A 15,677-nucleotide genomic window follows, 5' to 3' on the forward strand; every position below is an offset into this window, starting at 1 on the left:
CACAGAGTTATCCACAGTTGCCGGGGATAACCCGAGCCTTCCCTCGGCAGCCTGTCGGGGTGTAGGCTGGAGACCGGACCCCGTGAGGAACGCCGCCATGCCGCGCAGCCTCTGTCTTACCCGCCAATGCCTGGGACTGGTGACGCGCATCGAGTGTGTGGTGTTGCCTCTGGCCGGCGAGCGAGGGCTCTGGACCCTTCTCTGCGCGGCCGGCATGTCCGGCTCCCAACCTTCCGCAATCAAGTCCCAAGGCCCATTCCACGGGCCTTTCGTAGCCGAAGGCGTACTCGATGCGATTGCCGAAAGCCTGGCTGTTCAAGGCTATGAGGCTTGCTCCGAACCCATGATCTGGCGCCTGCATCTGCAGGCCGAGCTGCGTCGCCTGAACGGCGAGCGCTGCCGGCATCTGGGCGACTACCAGTTCCGGCCCGAGAGCTGAAACGAGTCTGCTCAGCTTTTGTGCAATCCGAGGAAGACTGCGTGGTTGAACGGTGGCAGAGATTCTTCCCGCGCTGATTCACAGCTTTATCCACAGTCTCCGGGGATAACTCGATTCGCAATCTTTAACACGTATTTCCAGCTCTGGTCCGGTCTTGGTCCTGCACGACACGCTGGTATACTCCCGCGCCGGTTCGACTCAACTGCGAGATCCCATGGAACGTTTTATCGAAAACGCGATGTATGCCTCCCGTTGGTTGCTGGCACCGATCTATTTCGGTTTGTCCCTCGCCCTACTGGCGTTAGCGATCAAGTTCTTCCAAGAGGTCTTCCATGTCCTCCCTGCGATTTTTTCGATCAAGGAAGCCGACCTGATCCTGACCTTGCTGTCCCTCATCGATATGACGCTGGTGGGCGGTCTGCTGGTGATGGTGATGATTTCCGGCTACGAGAACTTCGTCTCCCAACTGGATATCGATGAGGGCAAGGAGAAGCTCAACTGGCTGGGCAAGATGGACTCCGGCTCCCTGAAGATGAAGGTGGCCGCTTCCATCGTGGCGATTTCCTCGATCCACCTGCTCAAGGTGTTCATGGATGCGCAAAACATCAATGACACCAAGCTGATGTGGTACGTGATCATTCACATGACGTTCGTGGCCTCGGCGTTCGCCATGGGCTATCTGGACAAGCTGACCAAGCATTGACCCGCCTCGCTTCCTCCTGACCCGCCTGTCCGGAAATGGACGGGCGGGTGTCCTTTGGCCTTGTGCTTCCCGGGGTTTTCTACGAAGACTGTAGAAACCGACGAGAATCGGTGCGAGGTGACGTTATGAACCTGCATGATCTGTCCAGCCATGCCCGCGCCGGGCATGTCCAGGAATTGAATCTGATTTCCCTGGAAGGCGGTATCTACATCCTGGAGGCACGGATGGACGATGGCGCCCATCCGCTCAGCGACAACCAGGGGCACACGATGCATCTGCGCTCCGTCGAGCATGCCAGGGAACTGCTGCACACGCTGCCGACACTGCCCTGCAATCTGGTCCACACCATGGTGCACGATGAGATGTGCGGCATCCGCGAGGATAACGGCGAGATCGTTTGCGTCCCCATTTCGCTTTCGCTGCCTGGCTGATTTCGGCCTCGGTGCGTGTGCCGGCCATGGCTGGCGGAGGACTGTGCTAGTCTGGCGGCCCTTTTTTGTCCTGCGGAGCCGAGACGATGTCCGAACTCAACCTTTCTACCGACGAAACCCGTGTCAGTTACGGTATCGGCCGTCAGCTCGGCGACCAATTGCGCGACAACCCGCCTCCGGGCGTCAGCCTGGACGCCGTACTCGCAGGGTTGGCCGACGCCTTCGCCGGCCAGCCGAGCCGGGTCGACCAAACCGCCCTGGCGGCCAGCTTCCGTGTGATTCGCGAGCGCATGCAAGCCGAGGCTCAGGCCAAGGCTGAGGCGGTGGCCGGAGAAGGGCGGGCGTATCTGGAACAGAACGCCATGCGTGAAGGCGTCACGGTGCTGCCGTCCGGTTTGCAATATGAGGTGCTGGTGGCCGGCGAAGGCGCCAAGCCGTCCCGCGAGGATCATGTGCGTACCCATTACCATGGCACGCTGATCGATGGCAGTGTGTTCGACAGCTCCTACGAGCGCGGCCAGCCGGCCGAATTCCCGGTTGGCGGTGTGATCGCCGGTTGGGTCGAAGCCCTGCAGCTGATGAATACCGGCAGCAAATGGCGTCTGCATGTTCCCAGCGAGCTGGCCTATGGCGGCCAGGCGGTGGGCAGCATTCCGCCGCACAGTGTGCTGGTGTTCGACGTCGAGCTGCTGGAAATCCTCTGATCCAAAGGGTGGCCCTCGAGCGGTAGTCCGTTTCCGCTCGAGGACCGGCGCGAGAGCGTCGTTGCCCCCGTCATGCAGCCGGCTCCCGGGCGACCGGCTGCCATGGCGCTTCCTTGCACCGTTTGCTCGGTCAGTGCGGATCGTGGCCGGCCGGGCGCAATGCCCGCGCATAACAGAAGAGGAACAGGCTGCGTACCAGCTCCTTGAGCACACCGGGTTCGCTGGAACTCAATCCGGCGAAATCGAGCTCACCGAGGTCGCGCAGTTCGTCGAGGGCATCTTCTTCCAGCATGGCGCATACCTCCCCGGTATCCCGGTTCAGGATGCGCAGATAAGGGTGTGGGCGGTCCAGCCAGGCGTCAATCAGATAGGTCATGGCGCATCTCCTTGAATAAGTTTTATTGAGAATAATTCTTATTCGTGAAATGGCAAGCTCTGATTTGACCTTTTGTCGGTCGACGGGAAAGGTGTGACATTTACACTCGCTGTATGAGCGGGTGCCTTGTGGTTATCCGAAGAGCTATTGGCGAGGGCCCGTGTGAGTGCGGGCCGTTCAGGCAGGGAAATCAGTGGGTGCGAGCGACGGCGAAACGGCTCAATTCGACGAGGGCGTCGCGGTATTCGCTGGCCGGTAGCGCGTCGAGGCAGGCAATGGCGCGCTCGGCGTAATCGCGAGCCAGGCGGGCGGTGTAATCCAGAGCACCGGCGGCCTCCACTGCGGCACGGATGCTTTCCAGATCCTCGATACCACCTTTCTGGATTGCCTGGCGAACCAAGGCGGCTTGTTCAGGAGTGCCCTCACGCATGCAATGGATCAACGGCAGGGTGGGCTTGCCTTCGGCCAGATCGTCGCCAACGTTCTTGCCCAGCGTCTCGGCATCGCCCCGGTAGTCGAGCAGATCGTCGACCAGTTGGAAGGCAATGCCCAGATGATCGCCAAAGGTGCGCAGCGCTTCGCTCTGCTCATGGCTGGCACCGGCCAGGGCGGCGGCGCTGTGGGTCGAAGCCTCGAAAAGCATGGCGGTCTTGCCGCGGATGACTTCCATATAGGTCTCTTCGGTGGTGCTGGCATCGCGCACCTTGGAGAGCTGCAGGACCTCGCCCTCGGCGATCACCCGGGTGGCCTTGGAGAGAATGCGCATCACCGACATGGAGCCGAGCTCCACCATCATTTCGAAGGAGCGCGAATAAAGGAAGTCGCCGACCAGGACGCTGGGGGCATTACCCCACAGCGCATTGGCGGTGGAGCGGCCACGGCGCATGCCGGACATGTCGACCACGTCGTCATGCAACAGCGTAGCGGTATGCAGGAACTCGATGGTGGCGGCGAGCAGGCGCAGGTCGTCGTCCTGGCGGCCCAGTGCCTTGCCGCAGAGCAGCACCAGCAAGGGGCGAAGGCGCTTGCCGCCGGCGGAGATGATGTAGTCCCCGATCTTTTCCACGAGGGGAACGCGCGAAACGAGCTGCTTGCGGATAATGCCATCGACAGCGGTAAAATCGTCCGCCACCACGCTATAGAAGGCCTGGGGTTGCATCAGCGTTACGTGCTCCTCGTAGGTTGCGCGGCATGCTAGGGGGCAGGGTAGGGGCTGTCAAGGCAAAGCCCTGCGGCGCTTGCGGAGATGCGGCGCCTTGCGTACAATCGCGGCCCCTGAACTTCCCTGGGCATTTCCCTGCCTTACGCAAATGCACGGGCGTCCCATCCGGCCCCATGCAGCCATGCCAGCCGATCACTCTTTCTATAAAGCGCTGGGTGAGCAGGATCAACGGAGATATTCCATGTACGCAGTAATTGTTACCGGTGGCAAGCAATACAAAGTCGCCGAAGGCGAGTTCCTCAAGATCGAGAAGCTCGAAGTCGCCACCGGCGAAGCCGTCACTTTCGACCGCGTGCTGCTGGTCGGCAATGGCGATGACGTGAAGATCGGTGCTCCGGTCGTCGATGGTGCCAAGGTTGTGGCCGAAGTGGTTTCCCAAGGCCGTCACGACAAAGTGCGCATCATCAAGTTCCGCCGTCGTAAGCACCACATGAAGCGTCAGGGCCACCGTCAGTGGTTCACTGAGATCAAAATCACCGGTATTCAGGCGTAAGCACTACCTGATCCCCTTTTTGGAGTATTGAACTCATGGCACACAAAAAAGCTGGCGGTTCTACCCGCAACGGTCGCGACTCAGAAAGTAAACGCCTTGGCGTGAAAATGTTCGGCGGCCAGGCCATCAAGGCCGGTAACATCATCGTGCGTCAGCGCGGTACTCAGTTCCATGCCGGTTACGGCGTTGGTCTGGGCAAGGATCACACCCTGTTCGCGAAAGTGGATGGCGTGGTCAAGTTCGAGACCAAGGGCGCCTTCGGTCGCAAATACGTGAGCGTCGTGACTGTCTGAGTCCGGCCTTGCTGAAGAAGCCCCGTCATGCGACGGGGCTTTTTTGTTTCTGTATCCTATAGTTCTTCGTTTTTACTCAGCCCGCCCTAGGGCGGGAGGCGTTCCATGAAATTCGTCGATGAAGTATCGATTTTTGTAAAGGCCGGCGACGGCGGTAACGGCATGATGAGCTTCCGTCGCGAGAAGTTCATCGAGAAAGGTGGCCCCAACGGGGGCGACGGGGGCGATGGCGGCTCCGTCTACCTGGAGGTCGACGAGAACCTCAATACCTTGGTCGATTACCGCTATACGCGTCGGTTTGCGGCCAAGAACGGGGAAAAGGGTGGCAGCACCGATTGTACCGGTGCCAAAGGGGATGACCTCATTCTGCCCGTTCCGGTTGGCACGACGGTGATCGATGCGGGGACTCAGGAAGTCATCGGTGACCTGACCAAGCCGGGTCAGCGCCTGCTGGTCGCTCAGGGTGGTTGGCATGGGTTGGGTAATACCCGCTTCAAGTCCAGTACCAACCGTGCGCCGCGGCAGACCACTCCTGGCAAGCCGGGCGAGGCGCGCGATCTCAAGCTGGAATTGAAGGTGCTCGCCGATGTCGGCCTGCTTGGCTTGCCGAATGCCGGCAAGAGCACGTTCATCCGCTCCGTTTCCGCAGCCAAGCCCAAGGTGGCGGATTATCCGTTCACCACGCTGGTGCCGAACCTTGGCGTGGTCAGTGTCGGTCGCTACAAGAGTTTCGTCGTCGCCGACATTCCGGGCTTGATCGAAGGCGCTTCCGAGGGGGCTGGGTTAGGGATTCGTTTCCTCAAGCATCTGGCGCGTACCCGCTTGTTGTTGCATCTGGTGGATATGGCGCCGGTGGACGGCAGCGATCCGGCCGAGGCTGCGGAAGTCATCATTCGTGAACTGGAAAAGTTCAGCCCGGCGCTGGCTGAACGGGACCGCTGGCTGGTATTGAACAAGGCTGATCAGTTGCTTGAAGAGGAGCGCGAAGAGCGTGTTCGCTCCGTGGTCGAGCGGCTCGATTGGAAAGGCCCTGTCCATGTGATTTCGGCGCTGGAAAGCGAAGGGACCGAATCGCTCACTCAGTCGATCATGCGTTATCTCGATGAGCGCGAGCTGCGTAAGGTGGAAGAGCCGGCTTATGCGGAGGCGTTGGCCGAGCTGGATCGGCGTATCGAAGACGAGGCGCGAGCACGTTTGCAGGCGCTGGATGATCGCCGTGCCCTGCGCCGCGCCGGCCTGAAGAGCGTCGACGATATTGGCGATGACGATTGGGATGACGACTTCGAGGATGACGAGGATGGTCCCGAGATCATCTACGTCCGTGACTGACAATGAGGTATCGTTCAGCGCCGCTTTCATAGCGGCGTTGTTCTAACTGGCTTGGGGTTGAGAAATGCGGGACAAGGTGACCGGCGCGCGGCGCTGGGTGGTGAAGATCGGTAGTGCCCTGTTGACCGCCGATGGACGTGGATTGGATCGGGCAGCCATGGCGGTTTGGGTTCAGCAGATGGTGGCCCTGCGTGAGGCCGGCGTCGAGTTGGTGCTGGTGTCTTCCGGTGCTGTGGCGGCGGGCATGAGTCGGCTGGGTTGGGCGTCTCGCCCGAAGGCGATGCACGAGCTGCAGGCTGCTGCCGCAATCGGTCAGATGGGCCTTATTCGCGCCTGGGAATCCAGTTTCGCCGAGCACGGCAAGCATACTGCCCAGATTCTGCTGACCCATGACGACCTGTCCGATCGCAAGCGCTACCTGAACGCGCGTAGCACTCTGCGCACCCTGGTGGAGCTGGGGGTGGTTCCGGTGATCAACGAGAACGATACCGTCGTCACCGATGAGATCCGCTTCGGTGACAACGATACCCTCGCGGCGCTGGTGGCCAACCTGGTGGAGGCGGACCTGTTGGTCATCCTCACTGATCGTGACGGCATGTTCGATGCCGATCCGCGGACCAATCCCGATGCGAAGCTGATCCACGAGGCGCGTGCCGATGACCCGGCGCTGGATGCGGTGGCGGGGGGTGCCGGCGGTGCGCTCGGTCGGGGAGGGATGCAGACCAAATTGCGTGCGGCGCGCCTCGCGGCGCGTTCCGGGGCGCACACCATCATCGTCGGTGGGCAGATCGAGCGGGTGCTGGATCGGCTCAAATCGGGCGAGCGCCTGGGAACCTTGCTGGCGCCCGAGCGGGGCCTGCTGGCGGCACGCAAGCAGTGGCTGGCAGGGCATCTGCAGACTCGCGGCACGCTGACTCTGGATGCCGGGGCTGTGAAGGCGCTGGCGCAGGATCGCAAGAGCCTGCTGCCGGTTGGGGTGAAGGGTGTGCAGGGCAACTTCCGGCGTGGCGAAATGGTGGTGTGCGTGGGGCCGGATGGTCGCGAGGTTGCGCGGGGGCTCGCCAACTACAGTGCCGTCGAGGCTCAGAAGATTATCGGGCAGCCCTCCGATGCCATCGAGAAGTTGCTGGGTTATGTGGATGAGCCGGAGCTTGTTCATCGCGACAATCTGATTCTGGTCTGATTTCTCAGGGGGCTGTAATGCGGGCGTTCAAGGGATTGCTGTGCGGCATGCTGCTGTTGCCGCTTGTGGCTGCGGCTGAGCCGATAGGCGAGGTGTCTACCGTTTTCAAGTGGGTGGGGCCGAACGACAAGATCGTCGTCGAGGCGTTCGATGATCCCAAGGTGGAAGGTGTAACCTGCTATCTGTCACGCGCCAAGACGGGTGGTGTGAAGGGTGGGCTGGGGTTGGCCGAGGATCGTGCGGAGGCCTCCATAGCCTGCCGTCAGGTGGGGCCTATCCGCTTTCGAGCCGAACTGAAGGAAGGGGAAGAAGTGTTCAAGGAGCGCACTTCGCTGGTCTTCAAGACCATGCAGGTCGTGCGGTTCTTCGACAGGAAGCGCAATACCCTGGTGTATCTGGTCTATAGCGACCGGGTGATAGAGGGTAGTCCGCAGAATGCGGTGACGGCCATTCCGATCCTGCCTTGGAAGTGACGGTCTTTGCGGATTGTCGCTGGCGATCCGCAAAGAAGAAGGCAATAAAAAACCGGCCATTGGCCGGTTTTTTGTTCAGCATCCGTCGCGCTTAGGCGGCAGCGGCTTCGCTGAGTGCCTTGATGTGGGCATTCAGACGGCCTTTGTGGCGAGCTGCCTTGTTCTTGTGGATGATGCCTTTGTCGGCCATACGGTCGATCACCGGCACAGCCAGGGTGTAGGCGGCTTGAGCCTTTTCCAGGTCCTTGGCGTCGATCGCCTTGACCACGTTCTTTATGTAGGTACGAACCATGGAGCGCAGGCTGGCGTTATGGCTACGACGCTTCTCAGCCTGTTTGGCGCGTTTTTTGGCAGAAGGTGTATTGGCCACCGTCAAGCTCCTCGAAAACAGGGATACAAACAAATAAGGCCGCGAATCATGCCGACCTCACCCTGGCTTGTCAAGGGTGGCGGCATTCTTCTCAAGTGCCGTTCGACGAGCGTGTCCGCTGGCGCTGGATGATTTATTCGTGGGCGACCTCTACACTCGGCGGCTTCGCTCCGGCGTCCATCTTTTCCGTCGACCGAGTGGCCAGAAAACAGTAGCGATCAATGCCATGAATCTACTCAAGTCGTTGGCAGCCGTCAGCTCCATCACCATGCTGTCGCGGGTGTTGGGCTTCGTGCGCGACACCATCATCGCCCGTATTTTTGGTGCAGGCATGGCGACGGATGCCTTCTTCGTCGCCTTCAAGTTGCCCAATCTGTTGCGGCGCATCTTCGCCGAGGGGGCATTTTCCCAGGCGTTCGTGCCCATCCTGGCGGAATACAAGACCCAGCAGGGCGAAGAGGCGACGCGTACGTTTATCGCCTATATCTCTGGCCTGCTCACGCTCGTGCTGGCGCTGGTTACGTTGTTGGGCGTGCTCGCAGCCCCCTGGATCATCTGGGTCAGTGCGCCGGGTTTCGCTGACGAGCCGGAGAAGTTCGAACTGACGACCTCGCTGCTACGGGTAACCTTTCCCTACATTCTGCTGATTTCGCTGTCGTCGCTGGCCGGCGCCATCCTCAATACTTGGAACCGCTTTTCCGTGCCGGCGTTCGTGCCGACATTGCTGAATGTCAGCATGATTGGTTTCGCCCTTTTTCTGACTCCCTATTTCGACCCTCCCGTCATGGTACTGGGATGGGCTGCGCTGGCCGGGGGACTGCTCCAGCTTTTGTATCAGCTGCCGTCATTGAAGAAGATCGGCATGCTCGTCCTGCCTCGGCTGAATCTGCGCGATACGGGCGTCTGGCGTGTTCTGAAGCAGATGCTGCCGGCGATCCTGGGCGTTTCGGTCAGTCAGATTTCGCTGATCATCAATACCATCTTCGCGTCATTCTTGGTGGCGGGGTCGGTATCCTGGATGTACTACGCCGATCGACTGATGGAGCTGCCATCCGGCGTGCTGGGGGTGGCGCTGGGCACCATTCTGCTGCCGTCATTGGCCAAGACCTATGCCAGCCAGGACCGCAAGGAATATTCGCGGCTGCTCGACTGGGGCCTGCGGCTGTGCTTCCTGTTGGTGTTGCCCTGTGCGGTCGCTCTGGCATTGCTCGCCGAGCCGCTGACGGTTTCGTTGTTCCAGTATGGAAAGTTCTCGGCTCATGATGCCCTGATGACCCAGCGTGCCCTGATTGCCTATTCGGTCGGCCTGCTGGGTATCATTCTGGTCAAGGTGTTGGCGCCGGGCTTCTATGCCCAGCAGAACATCCGGACACCGGTGCGTATCGCCGTATTCACCTTGGTTGTAACGCAACTGCTGAACCTAGCGCTGATCTTCCCTTTGCAGCATGCCGGGCTGGCTTTGGCCATTGGCCTGGGCGCCTGTCTGAATGCGGGCCTGCTTTACTGGAAACTGCGCGCGCAGCGGCTGTTCCAGCCGCAGCCGGGGTGGGTTCTGTTCCTGATGAAGCTGGTCGTGGCGGTGCTGGTCATGGCTGCGGCACTGTTCGGGTTAATGCTGGTCATGCCGGCCTGGGACGAGGGTGTGATGCTGATGCGCCTGCTGCGCCTCGGTGGGCTGGTGACAATCGGTGTATTTGCCTACTTCGGTATGTTGCTGTTGCTCGGCTTCCGGATCAGGGATTTTTCCCGGCGAGCGGTTTCCTGATCCTGCTCGCCGTAGTGCCTGCTTGATGCGAGGTCTGGCCGAACTGTTACCGGGCCTCGGGTGTGCGTATAATCGGCCACTTTGTGAGCAAGATGCGTGTTATGCAGCTGGTTCGAGGTCTTCATAACCTGCTTCCCCAGCATCGGGGCTGTGTTGCCACCATCGGTAATTTCGATGGGGTGCACCGTGGTCACCAGGCGATCCTTAAGCGACTGCGCGAACGTGCGGCGGAGTTGCGCTTACCCAGTTGCGTGGTGATTTTCGAGCCTCAGCCGCGGGAGTACTTCGCTCCGGATAGCGCTCCGGCCCGTTTGACGCGCCTGCGCGACAAGCTCGAGCTGCTGGCTGCCGAGGGCGTCGATCGGGTGCTATGCCTGGCTTTCAACCGACGTTTGCGTGAACTCAGCGCGGCCGAGTTCGTGCATGCGGTGCTGGTGGAAGGGCTAGGGGTGAAGCATTTGGAGGTTGGTGACGATTTCCGCTTCGGTTGCGATCGTGCCGGCGATTTCGAGTTTCTGCAGCAGGCCGGTGCCGATGAGGGTTTCACGGTCGAAGCGGCGGCAACCGTCGAACTGGATGGCGAGCGTGTCAGCAGTACGCGCGTCCGCCAGGCGCTGGCGGCGGGCGATTTCGCCTTGGCCGAGCGCTTGCTGGGGCGGCCGTACTGCATCACCGGCCGAGTGCTGCATGGCCAGAAGCTCGGTCGTCAGTTGGGCGCACCGACCGCGAACGTGCAGCTCAAGCGCTGCCGGGTTCCGTTGTCCGGCGTCTATCTGGTCAGTGCCAGGGTGGACGACGGGCGGCGCCTGCAGGGCGTGGCCAATATCGGTGTTCGCCCGAGCGTGAAGGGCGACGGACAGGCCCACCTGGAAGTACATCTGCTGAATTTTGCCGGCGACCTGTATGGCCGGCGCCTGACGGTGGCATTCCACCACAAGCTGCGAGACGAGCAGCGTTTCGCCTCCCTGGAGGCGCTGAAGACGGCGATCGATGCGGACATCGCCGCCGCCCGGGCCTACTGGCTCGGTCAACCGCTTCAATAAAGAGCCTGAACGACATGACCGACTACAAAGCGACCCTCAACCTGCCGGAAACGGCGTTTCCGATGAAGGCCGGCCTGCCCCAGCGCGAGCCGGAGATGCTGCAGCGCTGGAGCAGCATTGACCTGTACCGGAAGCTGCGGCAGATCGGCGAGGGACGCCCGAAGTTCGTTCTGCACGACGGTCCGCCGTATGCCAACGGCAATATCCACATCGGTCACGCGGTCAACAAGATCCTCAAGGACATCATCGTCCGCTCGAAGACCCTGGCCGGTTACGATGCACCCTACGTACCGGGTTGGGACTGCCATGGCCTGCCCATCGAGCACAAGGTGGAAACCACCCACGGCAAGCACCTGCCCGCCGACAAGACCCGCGAACTCTGCCGTGCCTATGCGGCCGAGCAGATCGAAGGGCAGAAGGCCGACTTCATTCGTCTCGGTGTGCTCGGCGACTGGGATAATCCATACAAGACCATGGATTTCGCCAACGAGGCGGGGGAAATCCGCGCGCTGGCCGAAATGGTCAAGCAGGGATTCGTGTTCAAGGGCTTGAAGCCGGTCAACTGGTGTTTCGATTGCGGCTCCGCACTGGCGGAAGCCGAGGTCGAGTATCAGGACAAGAAGTCCGATGCCATCGACGTGGCGTTCCCGAGTGCCGACGACAAGGCTCTGGCAGAGGCATTCGGTCTCGAGTCCCTGGGCAAGCCCGCCTGCATCGTGATCTGGACCACCACGCCCTGGACCATCCCGGCCAACCAGGCGCTGAACGCACACCCCGAATTCGACTATGCCCTGGTGGACGTTGGCGACAAGCTGTTGGTGCTGGCAGCCGAGCTGGTCGAGGCCAGCCTGAAGCGCTATGGCCTCGAGGGGCAGGTCGTCGCCACGACCAAGGGCGAGCGCCTGGAGAATCTGAACTTCCGTCATCCGCTCTACGAGCGTCTGTCGCCGGTTTACCTGGCCGAATACGTGGCGCTGGATGCCGGTACGGGGATCGTTCACTCGGCGCCGGCCTATGGCGAGGACGACTTCGTCACCTGCAAGCGCTACGGGATGCACAACGACGACATCCTCAATCCAGTGCAGAGCAATGGCGTCTATGTCGACTCCCTGCCGTTCTTCGGTGGGCAGTTCATTTGGAAGGCCAACCCGCAGATCGTCGAAAAGCTTGCCGAGGTCGGTTGCCTGCTGAAGCACGAGAGCATCAGCCACAGCTACATGCACTGCTGGCGCCACAAGACTCCGTTGATCTACCGCGCCACGGCGCAGTGGTTCGTCGGCATGGACAAGCAGCCGAACCAGGGCGATACCCTGCGTCAGCGTGCATTGGCCGGCATCGAGCAGACCGAGTTCGTTCCTGCCTGGGGCCAGGCGCGTCTGCAAGGCATGATTGCCGGTCGTCCGGACTGGTGTATCTCGCGTCAGCGCAACTGGGGGGTGCCGATCCCTTTCTTCCTACACAAGGCCAGCGGCGAACTGCATCCGCGTACGCCGGAACTGATGGAGGCGGTAGCCCAACGTGTCGAGAAAGAGGGTATCGAGGCCTGGTTCAAACTCGATGCTGCCGAGTTGCTCGGTGATGAGGCTGCGCAATACGACAAGATCAGCGACACCCTGGATGTCTGGTTCGATTCGGGCACGACGCATTGGCATGTACTGCGTGGTTCGCACCCGCTTGGCCACGCCCAGGGGCCGCGCGCCGACCTTTACCTCGAAGGCTCCGACCAACATCGCGGATGGTTCCATTCCTCGTTGTTGACCGGCTGCGCCATCGACGGGCATCCGCCATACAAGGCGTTGCTGACCCACGGCTTCACCGTGGACGAGAACGGCCGCAAGATGTCCAAGTCGCTGGGCAATGTGATCGCTCCGCAGCAAGTCACTGACAGCCTGGGGGCGGACATCTTGCGTCTGTGGGTTTCGGCAACCGATTACTCCGGCGAAATGGCGGTCTCCCAGCAGATTCTGCAGCGCAGTGCCGACGCCTACCGGCGTATCCGCAACACCGCCCGCTTCCTGTTGGCCAACCTGAACGGCTTCGATCCGACCAAGGATTTGCTCGCGGCCGGCGACATGCTGGCGCTGGATCGCTGGGCCGTGGATCGCGCGGCATTGCTGCAGAGCGAGATCGAAGAGGCCTACGGCAGCTACCGTTTCTGGAACGTCTACCAGAAGGTCCATAACTTCTGCGTTCAGGAGTTGGGCGGCTTCTATCTCGACATCATCAAGGACCGTCAGTACACCACGGCGGCCGACAGCGTCGCCCGGCGTTCCTGTCAGACGGCCCTGTTCCATATCGCCGAGGCGCTGGTGCGCTGGATCGCGCCGATCCTGGCGTTCACTGCCGAGGAGATCTGGCAGTACCTGCCGGGCGAGCGTAACGAGTCGGTGATGCTAAATACCTGGTACCAGGGGCTTGGCGAGCTGCCGAGCGATGCAGAGCTGGGCCGCGATTTCTGGGCGCGCGTGATGGAAGTCAAGGCCGCCGTGAACAAGGAGCTGGAGAATCAGCGCACCGCCAAGGCCATCGGCGGCAACCTGCAGGCGGAGGTCACCCTGTACGCTGAAGAGTCGCTTATCACGGATCTGGCCAAACTGGGCAATGAATTGCGCTTCGTATTGATTACGTCGACGGCGACCCTGGCGCCGCTGGCCGATGCACCGGCGAATGCGGTAGATAGCGAGCTGGCTGGGCTCAAGTTGCTGGTGCGCAAGTCCGAGCAGGCCAAATGCGGCCGCTGCTGGCATCACCGCGAGGACGTAGGGATCAACCCGGCCCATCCGGAAATCTGTGGCCGTTGCGTCGAGAACATCGAAGGGCAGGGCGAGGTACGGCACTATGCCTGAGGCGCGTTGCTTCGCGGGTGTCGAGGTGACGGTATGACGTCTCGCTTCGGCAAGTTGTCCTGGCTCTGGCTCACCGTGCTGGTCGTCGTGCTCGACCAGGCCAGCAAGTTCTATTTCGAGGATACGCTGCGCCTGTATCAGCAGATCGTGGTGATCCCTGACTATTTCAGTTGGACCCTGGCTTATAACACCGGTGCGGCCTTCAGCTTCCTCGCCGGAGAGTCTGGCTGGCAGCGCTGGCTGTTCGCCTTGATCGCTGTTGCCGTCAGTGCCGTGCTACTGGTCTGGCTCAAGCGCCTCAAGACGGACGAGACCTGGCTGGCAATCGCATTGGCACTGGTCCTGGGCGGTGCCTTGGGAAACCTCTATGACCGCATCGCCTATGGTCACGTAGTCGACTTCATTCTGGTGCACTGGCAGAGCCGCTGGTATTTCCCGGCGTTCAACCTGGCCGACAGCGCCATCACCGTTGGCGCCGTCATGCTGGCGCTGGACATGTTAAAGAGCAAGAAATCCGGAGAACCCGCCCATGACTGAACAGCGTATCGGCCCGGATAAGGAAGTCACTCTACACTTCGCCCTCAAGCTGGAAAACGGCGAGGTGGTGGATAGCACGTTCGACAAGAAACCTGCGACGTTCAAGGTGGGCGACGGCAACCTGTTGCCCGGTTTCGAGCAGGCACTCTACGGCCTGAAGGCTGGCGACAAGCGTGTGCTGCCGATCGAGCCGGAGCAGGGCTTCGGCCAACCCAATCCACAGAATGTACAGATCATGCCGCGAAGCCAGTTCGAAGACATGGAGCTGTCGCAAGGACTGCTGGTGATCTTCAACGATGCGGCAAACACCGAGCTTCCCGGCATCGTCAAAGCCTTCGACGAAACGCAGGTCACCATCGATTTCAACCATCCCCTGGCCGGAAAGGCCTTGAACTTCGAAGTGGATATTCTCGAAGTACGTCCACTCTGATGCCATGTTTCCTCTCCCCATGCTGGGAGAGGAAACGCGTTAAACTCCGCAAAACCTGCCTCTGCGCGCCGAGACAACGCCATGCTCATCAAACTCGCCAACCCCCGCGGCTTCTGCGCTGGCGTCGACCGCGCCATCGAAATCGTCAACCGCGCCCTGGAAGTCTTCGGGCCACCCATCTATGTGCGACATGAGGTGGTGCATAACAAATTCGTAGTCGAAGACCTGCGTTCCCGCGGTGCCATCTTCGTGGAGGAATTGGACCAAGTGCCGGACAACGTCATCGTCATCTTCAGTGCGCATGGGGTTTCTCAGGCTGTGCGTCAGGAAGCCGAGCGACGCGGCCTGAAAGTCTTCGATGCCACCTGTCCGCTGGTAACCAAGGTCCATATGGAAGTGGCACGTTACAGCCGCGACGGCCGTGAATGCATCCTGATTGGCCACGCCGGTCACCCCGAGGTGGAAGGCACCATGGGTCAGTATGATGAGCGCAATGGCGGCGCCATCTATCTGGTCGAAGACGAAGAGGATGTCGAGCGTCTGCAGGTACGGGACCCCGACTCGTTGGCGTTCGTCACCCAGACGACCTTATCGATGGACGACACCAGCCGCGTCATCGACGCGCTACGCAAGCGCTTCCCCAACATCGGCGGACCGCGCAAGGACGATATCTGCTACGCCACGCAAAATCGCCAGGATGCCGTCAAACAGCTCGCCGACGAATGCGATGTGGTGCTGGTGGTCGGCAGCCCCAACAGCTCCAACTCCAACCGCCTGCGCGAACTGGCCGAACGTATGGGAACACCGGCCTACCTCATCGATGGCGCCGAAGACCTGCAACGTGGTTGGTTCGACGGTGTCCGCAACATCGGCATCACCGCTGGCGCCTCTGCCCCGGAAATATTGGTACGAGGCGTCATCGAACGCCTGCGCGGATGGGGTGCGGAAGAGGTTTCGGAGCTGAGCGGGCGTGAGGAGAACATTACGTTCTCCATGCCGAAGGAGTTGAGGGTGCGGGGGGGCTAAACAAACTCCGCAAA

The 15,677-nt window shown here is 61.0% G+C and carries 18 protein-coding genes; 15 read left to right on the plus strand and 3 right to left on the minus strand.

Translation table 11 applies throughout. The annotated features are described in order from the left end of the window. Positions 1–97 precede the first annotated feature (97 nt). The 4 genes from PIN01S_RS10150 to bamJ all read left to right on the plus strand — a co-directional run bounded on the left by PIN01S_RS10150 (position 98) and on the right by bamJ (position 2,277). Positions 98–439, plus strand: a complete 342-nt coding sequence (locus tag PIN01S_RS10150) for a PA4575 family protein (RefSeq protein WP_084335529.1) — start codon at positions 98–100, stop codon at positions 437–439. A gap of 214 nt (positions 440–653) precedes the next feature. Further along, positions 654–1,142 carry a TIGR00645 family protein gene (locus PIN01S_RS10155; RefSeq protein WP_084335530.1) on the plus strand — a complete coding sequence of 163 codons (489 nt, stop codon included), beginning with the start codon at positions 654–656 and terminating at the stop codon, positions 1,140–1,142. Between the two features lie 125 nt (positions 1,143–1,267). Further along, positions 1,268–1,573, plus strand: coding sequence for a DUF6482 family protein (locus PIN01S_RS10160; protein WP_084335531.1), 306 nt, complete (start codon positions 1,268–1,270; stop codon positions 1,571–1,573). Positions 1,574–1,659: 86 nt separating this feature from the next. After that, positions 1,660–2,277, plus strand: coding sequence for a BamJ family beta-barrel-assembly machinery protein (gene bamJ, locus PIN01S_RS10165; RefSeq protein ID WP_084335532.1), 618 nt, complete (start codon positions 1,660–1,662; stop codon positions 2,275–2,277). Positions 2,278–2,407: 130 nt separating this feature from the next. On the opposite strand, the gene PIN01S_RS10170 is transcribed toward bamJ, so the two are convergent. Both PIN01S_RS10170 and PIN01S_RS10175 read right to left on the minus strand, forming a co-directional pair. Further along, a complete protein-coding gene (locus PIN01S_RS10170) occupies positions 2,408–2,653 on the minus strand; it encodes a PA4570 family protein (RefSeq protein WP_084335533.1) in 246 nt (81 codons plus the stop codon). A gap of 190 nt (positions 2,654–2,843) precedes the next feature. Beyond that, positions 2,844–3,812, minus strand: coding sequence for a polyprenyl synthetase family protein (locus PIN01S_RS10175; protein WP_084335534.1), 969 nt, complete (start codon positions 3,810–3,812; stop codon positions 2,844–2,846). Positions 3,813–4,056: 244 nt separating this feature from the next. On the opposite strand from PIN01S_RS10175, the gene rplU reads away from it, so the two are divergent. The 5 genes from rplU (at position 4,057) to PIN01S_RS10200 (ending at position 7,646) form a co-directional block, all read left to right on the plus strand. Continuing rightward, positions 4,057–4,368: a 50S ribosomal protein L21 gene (gene rplU / locus PIN01S_RS10180; protein ID WP_084335535.1), complete on the plus strand. Its 312-nt coding sequence runs from the start codon at positions 4,057–4,059 to the stop codon at positions 4,366–4,368. 35 nt (positions 4,369–4,403) lie between these two features. Continuing rightward, positions 4,404–4,661, plus strand: a complete 258-nt coding sequence (rpmA, locus tag PIN01S_RS10185; protein ID WP_084335536.1) for a 50S ribosomal protein L27 — start codon at positions 4,404–4,406, stop codon at positions 4,659–4,661. 105 nt (positions 4,662–4,766) lie between these two features. After that, a complete protein-coding gene (cgtA, locus tag PIN01S_RS10190) occupies positions 4,767–5,990 on the plus strand; it encodes an Obg family GTPase CgtA (protein WP_084335537.1) in 1,224 nt (407 codons plus the stop codon). A gap of 64 nt (positions 5,991–6,054) precedes the next feature. Further along, positions 6,055–7,173: a glutamate 5-kinase gene (gene proB / locus PIN01S_RS10195; RefSeq protein WP_084335538.1), complete on the plus strand. Its 1,119-nt coding sequence runs from the start codon at positions 6,055–6,057 to the stop codon at positions 7,171–7,173. Positions 7,174–7,190: 17 nt separating this feature from the next. Next, positions 7,191–7,646, plus strand: a complete 456-nt coding sequence (locus PIN01S_RS10200) for a CreA family protein (RefSeq protein ID WP_084335539.1) — start codon at positions 7,191–7,193, stop codon at positions 7,644–7,646. A 91-nt stretch (positions 7,647–7,737) separates the two neighbouring features. Here PIN01S_RS10200 and rpsT read toward each other — a convergent pair whose 3' ends face one another. Beyond that, on the minus strand, positions 7,738–8,016 hold the full coding sequence (gene rpsT, locus PIN01S_RS10205) for a 30S ribosomal protein S20 (RefSeq protein ID WP_084335540.1): 279 nt from the start codon (positions 8,014–8,016) through the stop codon (positions 7,738–7,740). A 226-nt stretch (positions 8,017–8,242) separates the two neighbouring features. On the opposite strand from rpsT, the gene murJ reads away from it, so the two are divergent. The 6 genes from murJ to ispH all read left to right on the plus strand — a co-directional run bounded on the left by murJ (position 8,243) and on the right by ispH (position 15,663). Beyond that, positions 8,243–9,781 (plus strand): murein biosynthesis integral membrane protein MurJ, encoded by a 1,539-nt coding sequence (gene murJ / locus PIN01S_RS10210; protein ID WP_084335541.1) that lies wholly within the window; start codon positions 8,243–8,245, stop codon positions 9,779–9,781. 101 nt (positions 9,782–9,882) lie between these two features. After that, positions 9,883–10,824 (plus strand): bifunctional riboflavin kinase/FAD synthetase, encoded by a 942-nt coding sequence (gene ribF, locus PIN01S_RS10215; RefSeq protein ID WP_084335542.1) that lies wholly within the window; start codon positions 9,883–9,885, stop codon positions 10,822–10,824. 14 nt (positions 10,825–10,838) lie between these two features. Next, the gene (gene ileS, locus PIN01S_RS10220) at positions 10,839–13,670 is read left to right on the plus strand and encodes an isoleucine--tRNA ligase (protein ID WP_084335543.1); all 2,832 of its coding nucleotides are present in this window, start codon (positions 10,839–10,841) and stop codon (positions 13,668–13,670) included. Positions 13,671–13,703: 33 nt separating this feature from the next. Further along, positions 13,704–14,207 (plus strand): signal peptidase II, encoded by a 504-nt coding sequence (gene lspA / locus PIN01S_RS10225; protein ID WP_084335544.1) that lies wholly within the window; start codon positions 13,704–13,706, stop codon positions 14,205–14,207. Next, positions 14,200–14,637, plus strand: a complete 438-nt coding sequence (gene fkpB / locus PIN01S_RS10230) for an FKBP-type peptidyl-prolyl cis-trans isomerase (RefSeq protein ID WP_084335545.1) — start codon at positions 14,200–14,202, stop codon at positions 14,635–14,637. The genes lspA and fkpB overlap by 8 nt, the downstream gene beginning before the upstream one ends. 81 nt (positions 14,638–14,718) lie before the next feature. Then, complete coding sequence (gene ispH / locus PIN01S_RS10235) at positions 14,719–15,663, plus strand: 4-hydroxy-3-methylbut-2-enyl diphosphate reductase (RefSeq protein ID WP_084335546.1); 945 nt, start codon at positions 14,719–14,721, stop codon at positions 15,661–15,663. Positions 15,664–15,677 lie beyond the last annotated feature (14 nt).

The organism is Pseudomonas indica NBRC 103045 (assembly GCF_002091635.1).
GTDB lineage: Bacteria > Pseudomonadota > Gammaproteobacteria > Pseudomonadales > Pseudomonadaceae > Pseudomonas_M > Pseudomonas_M indica.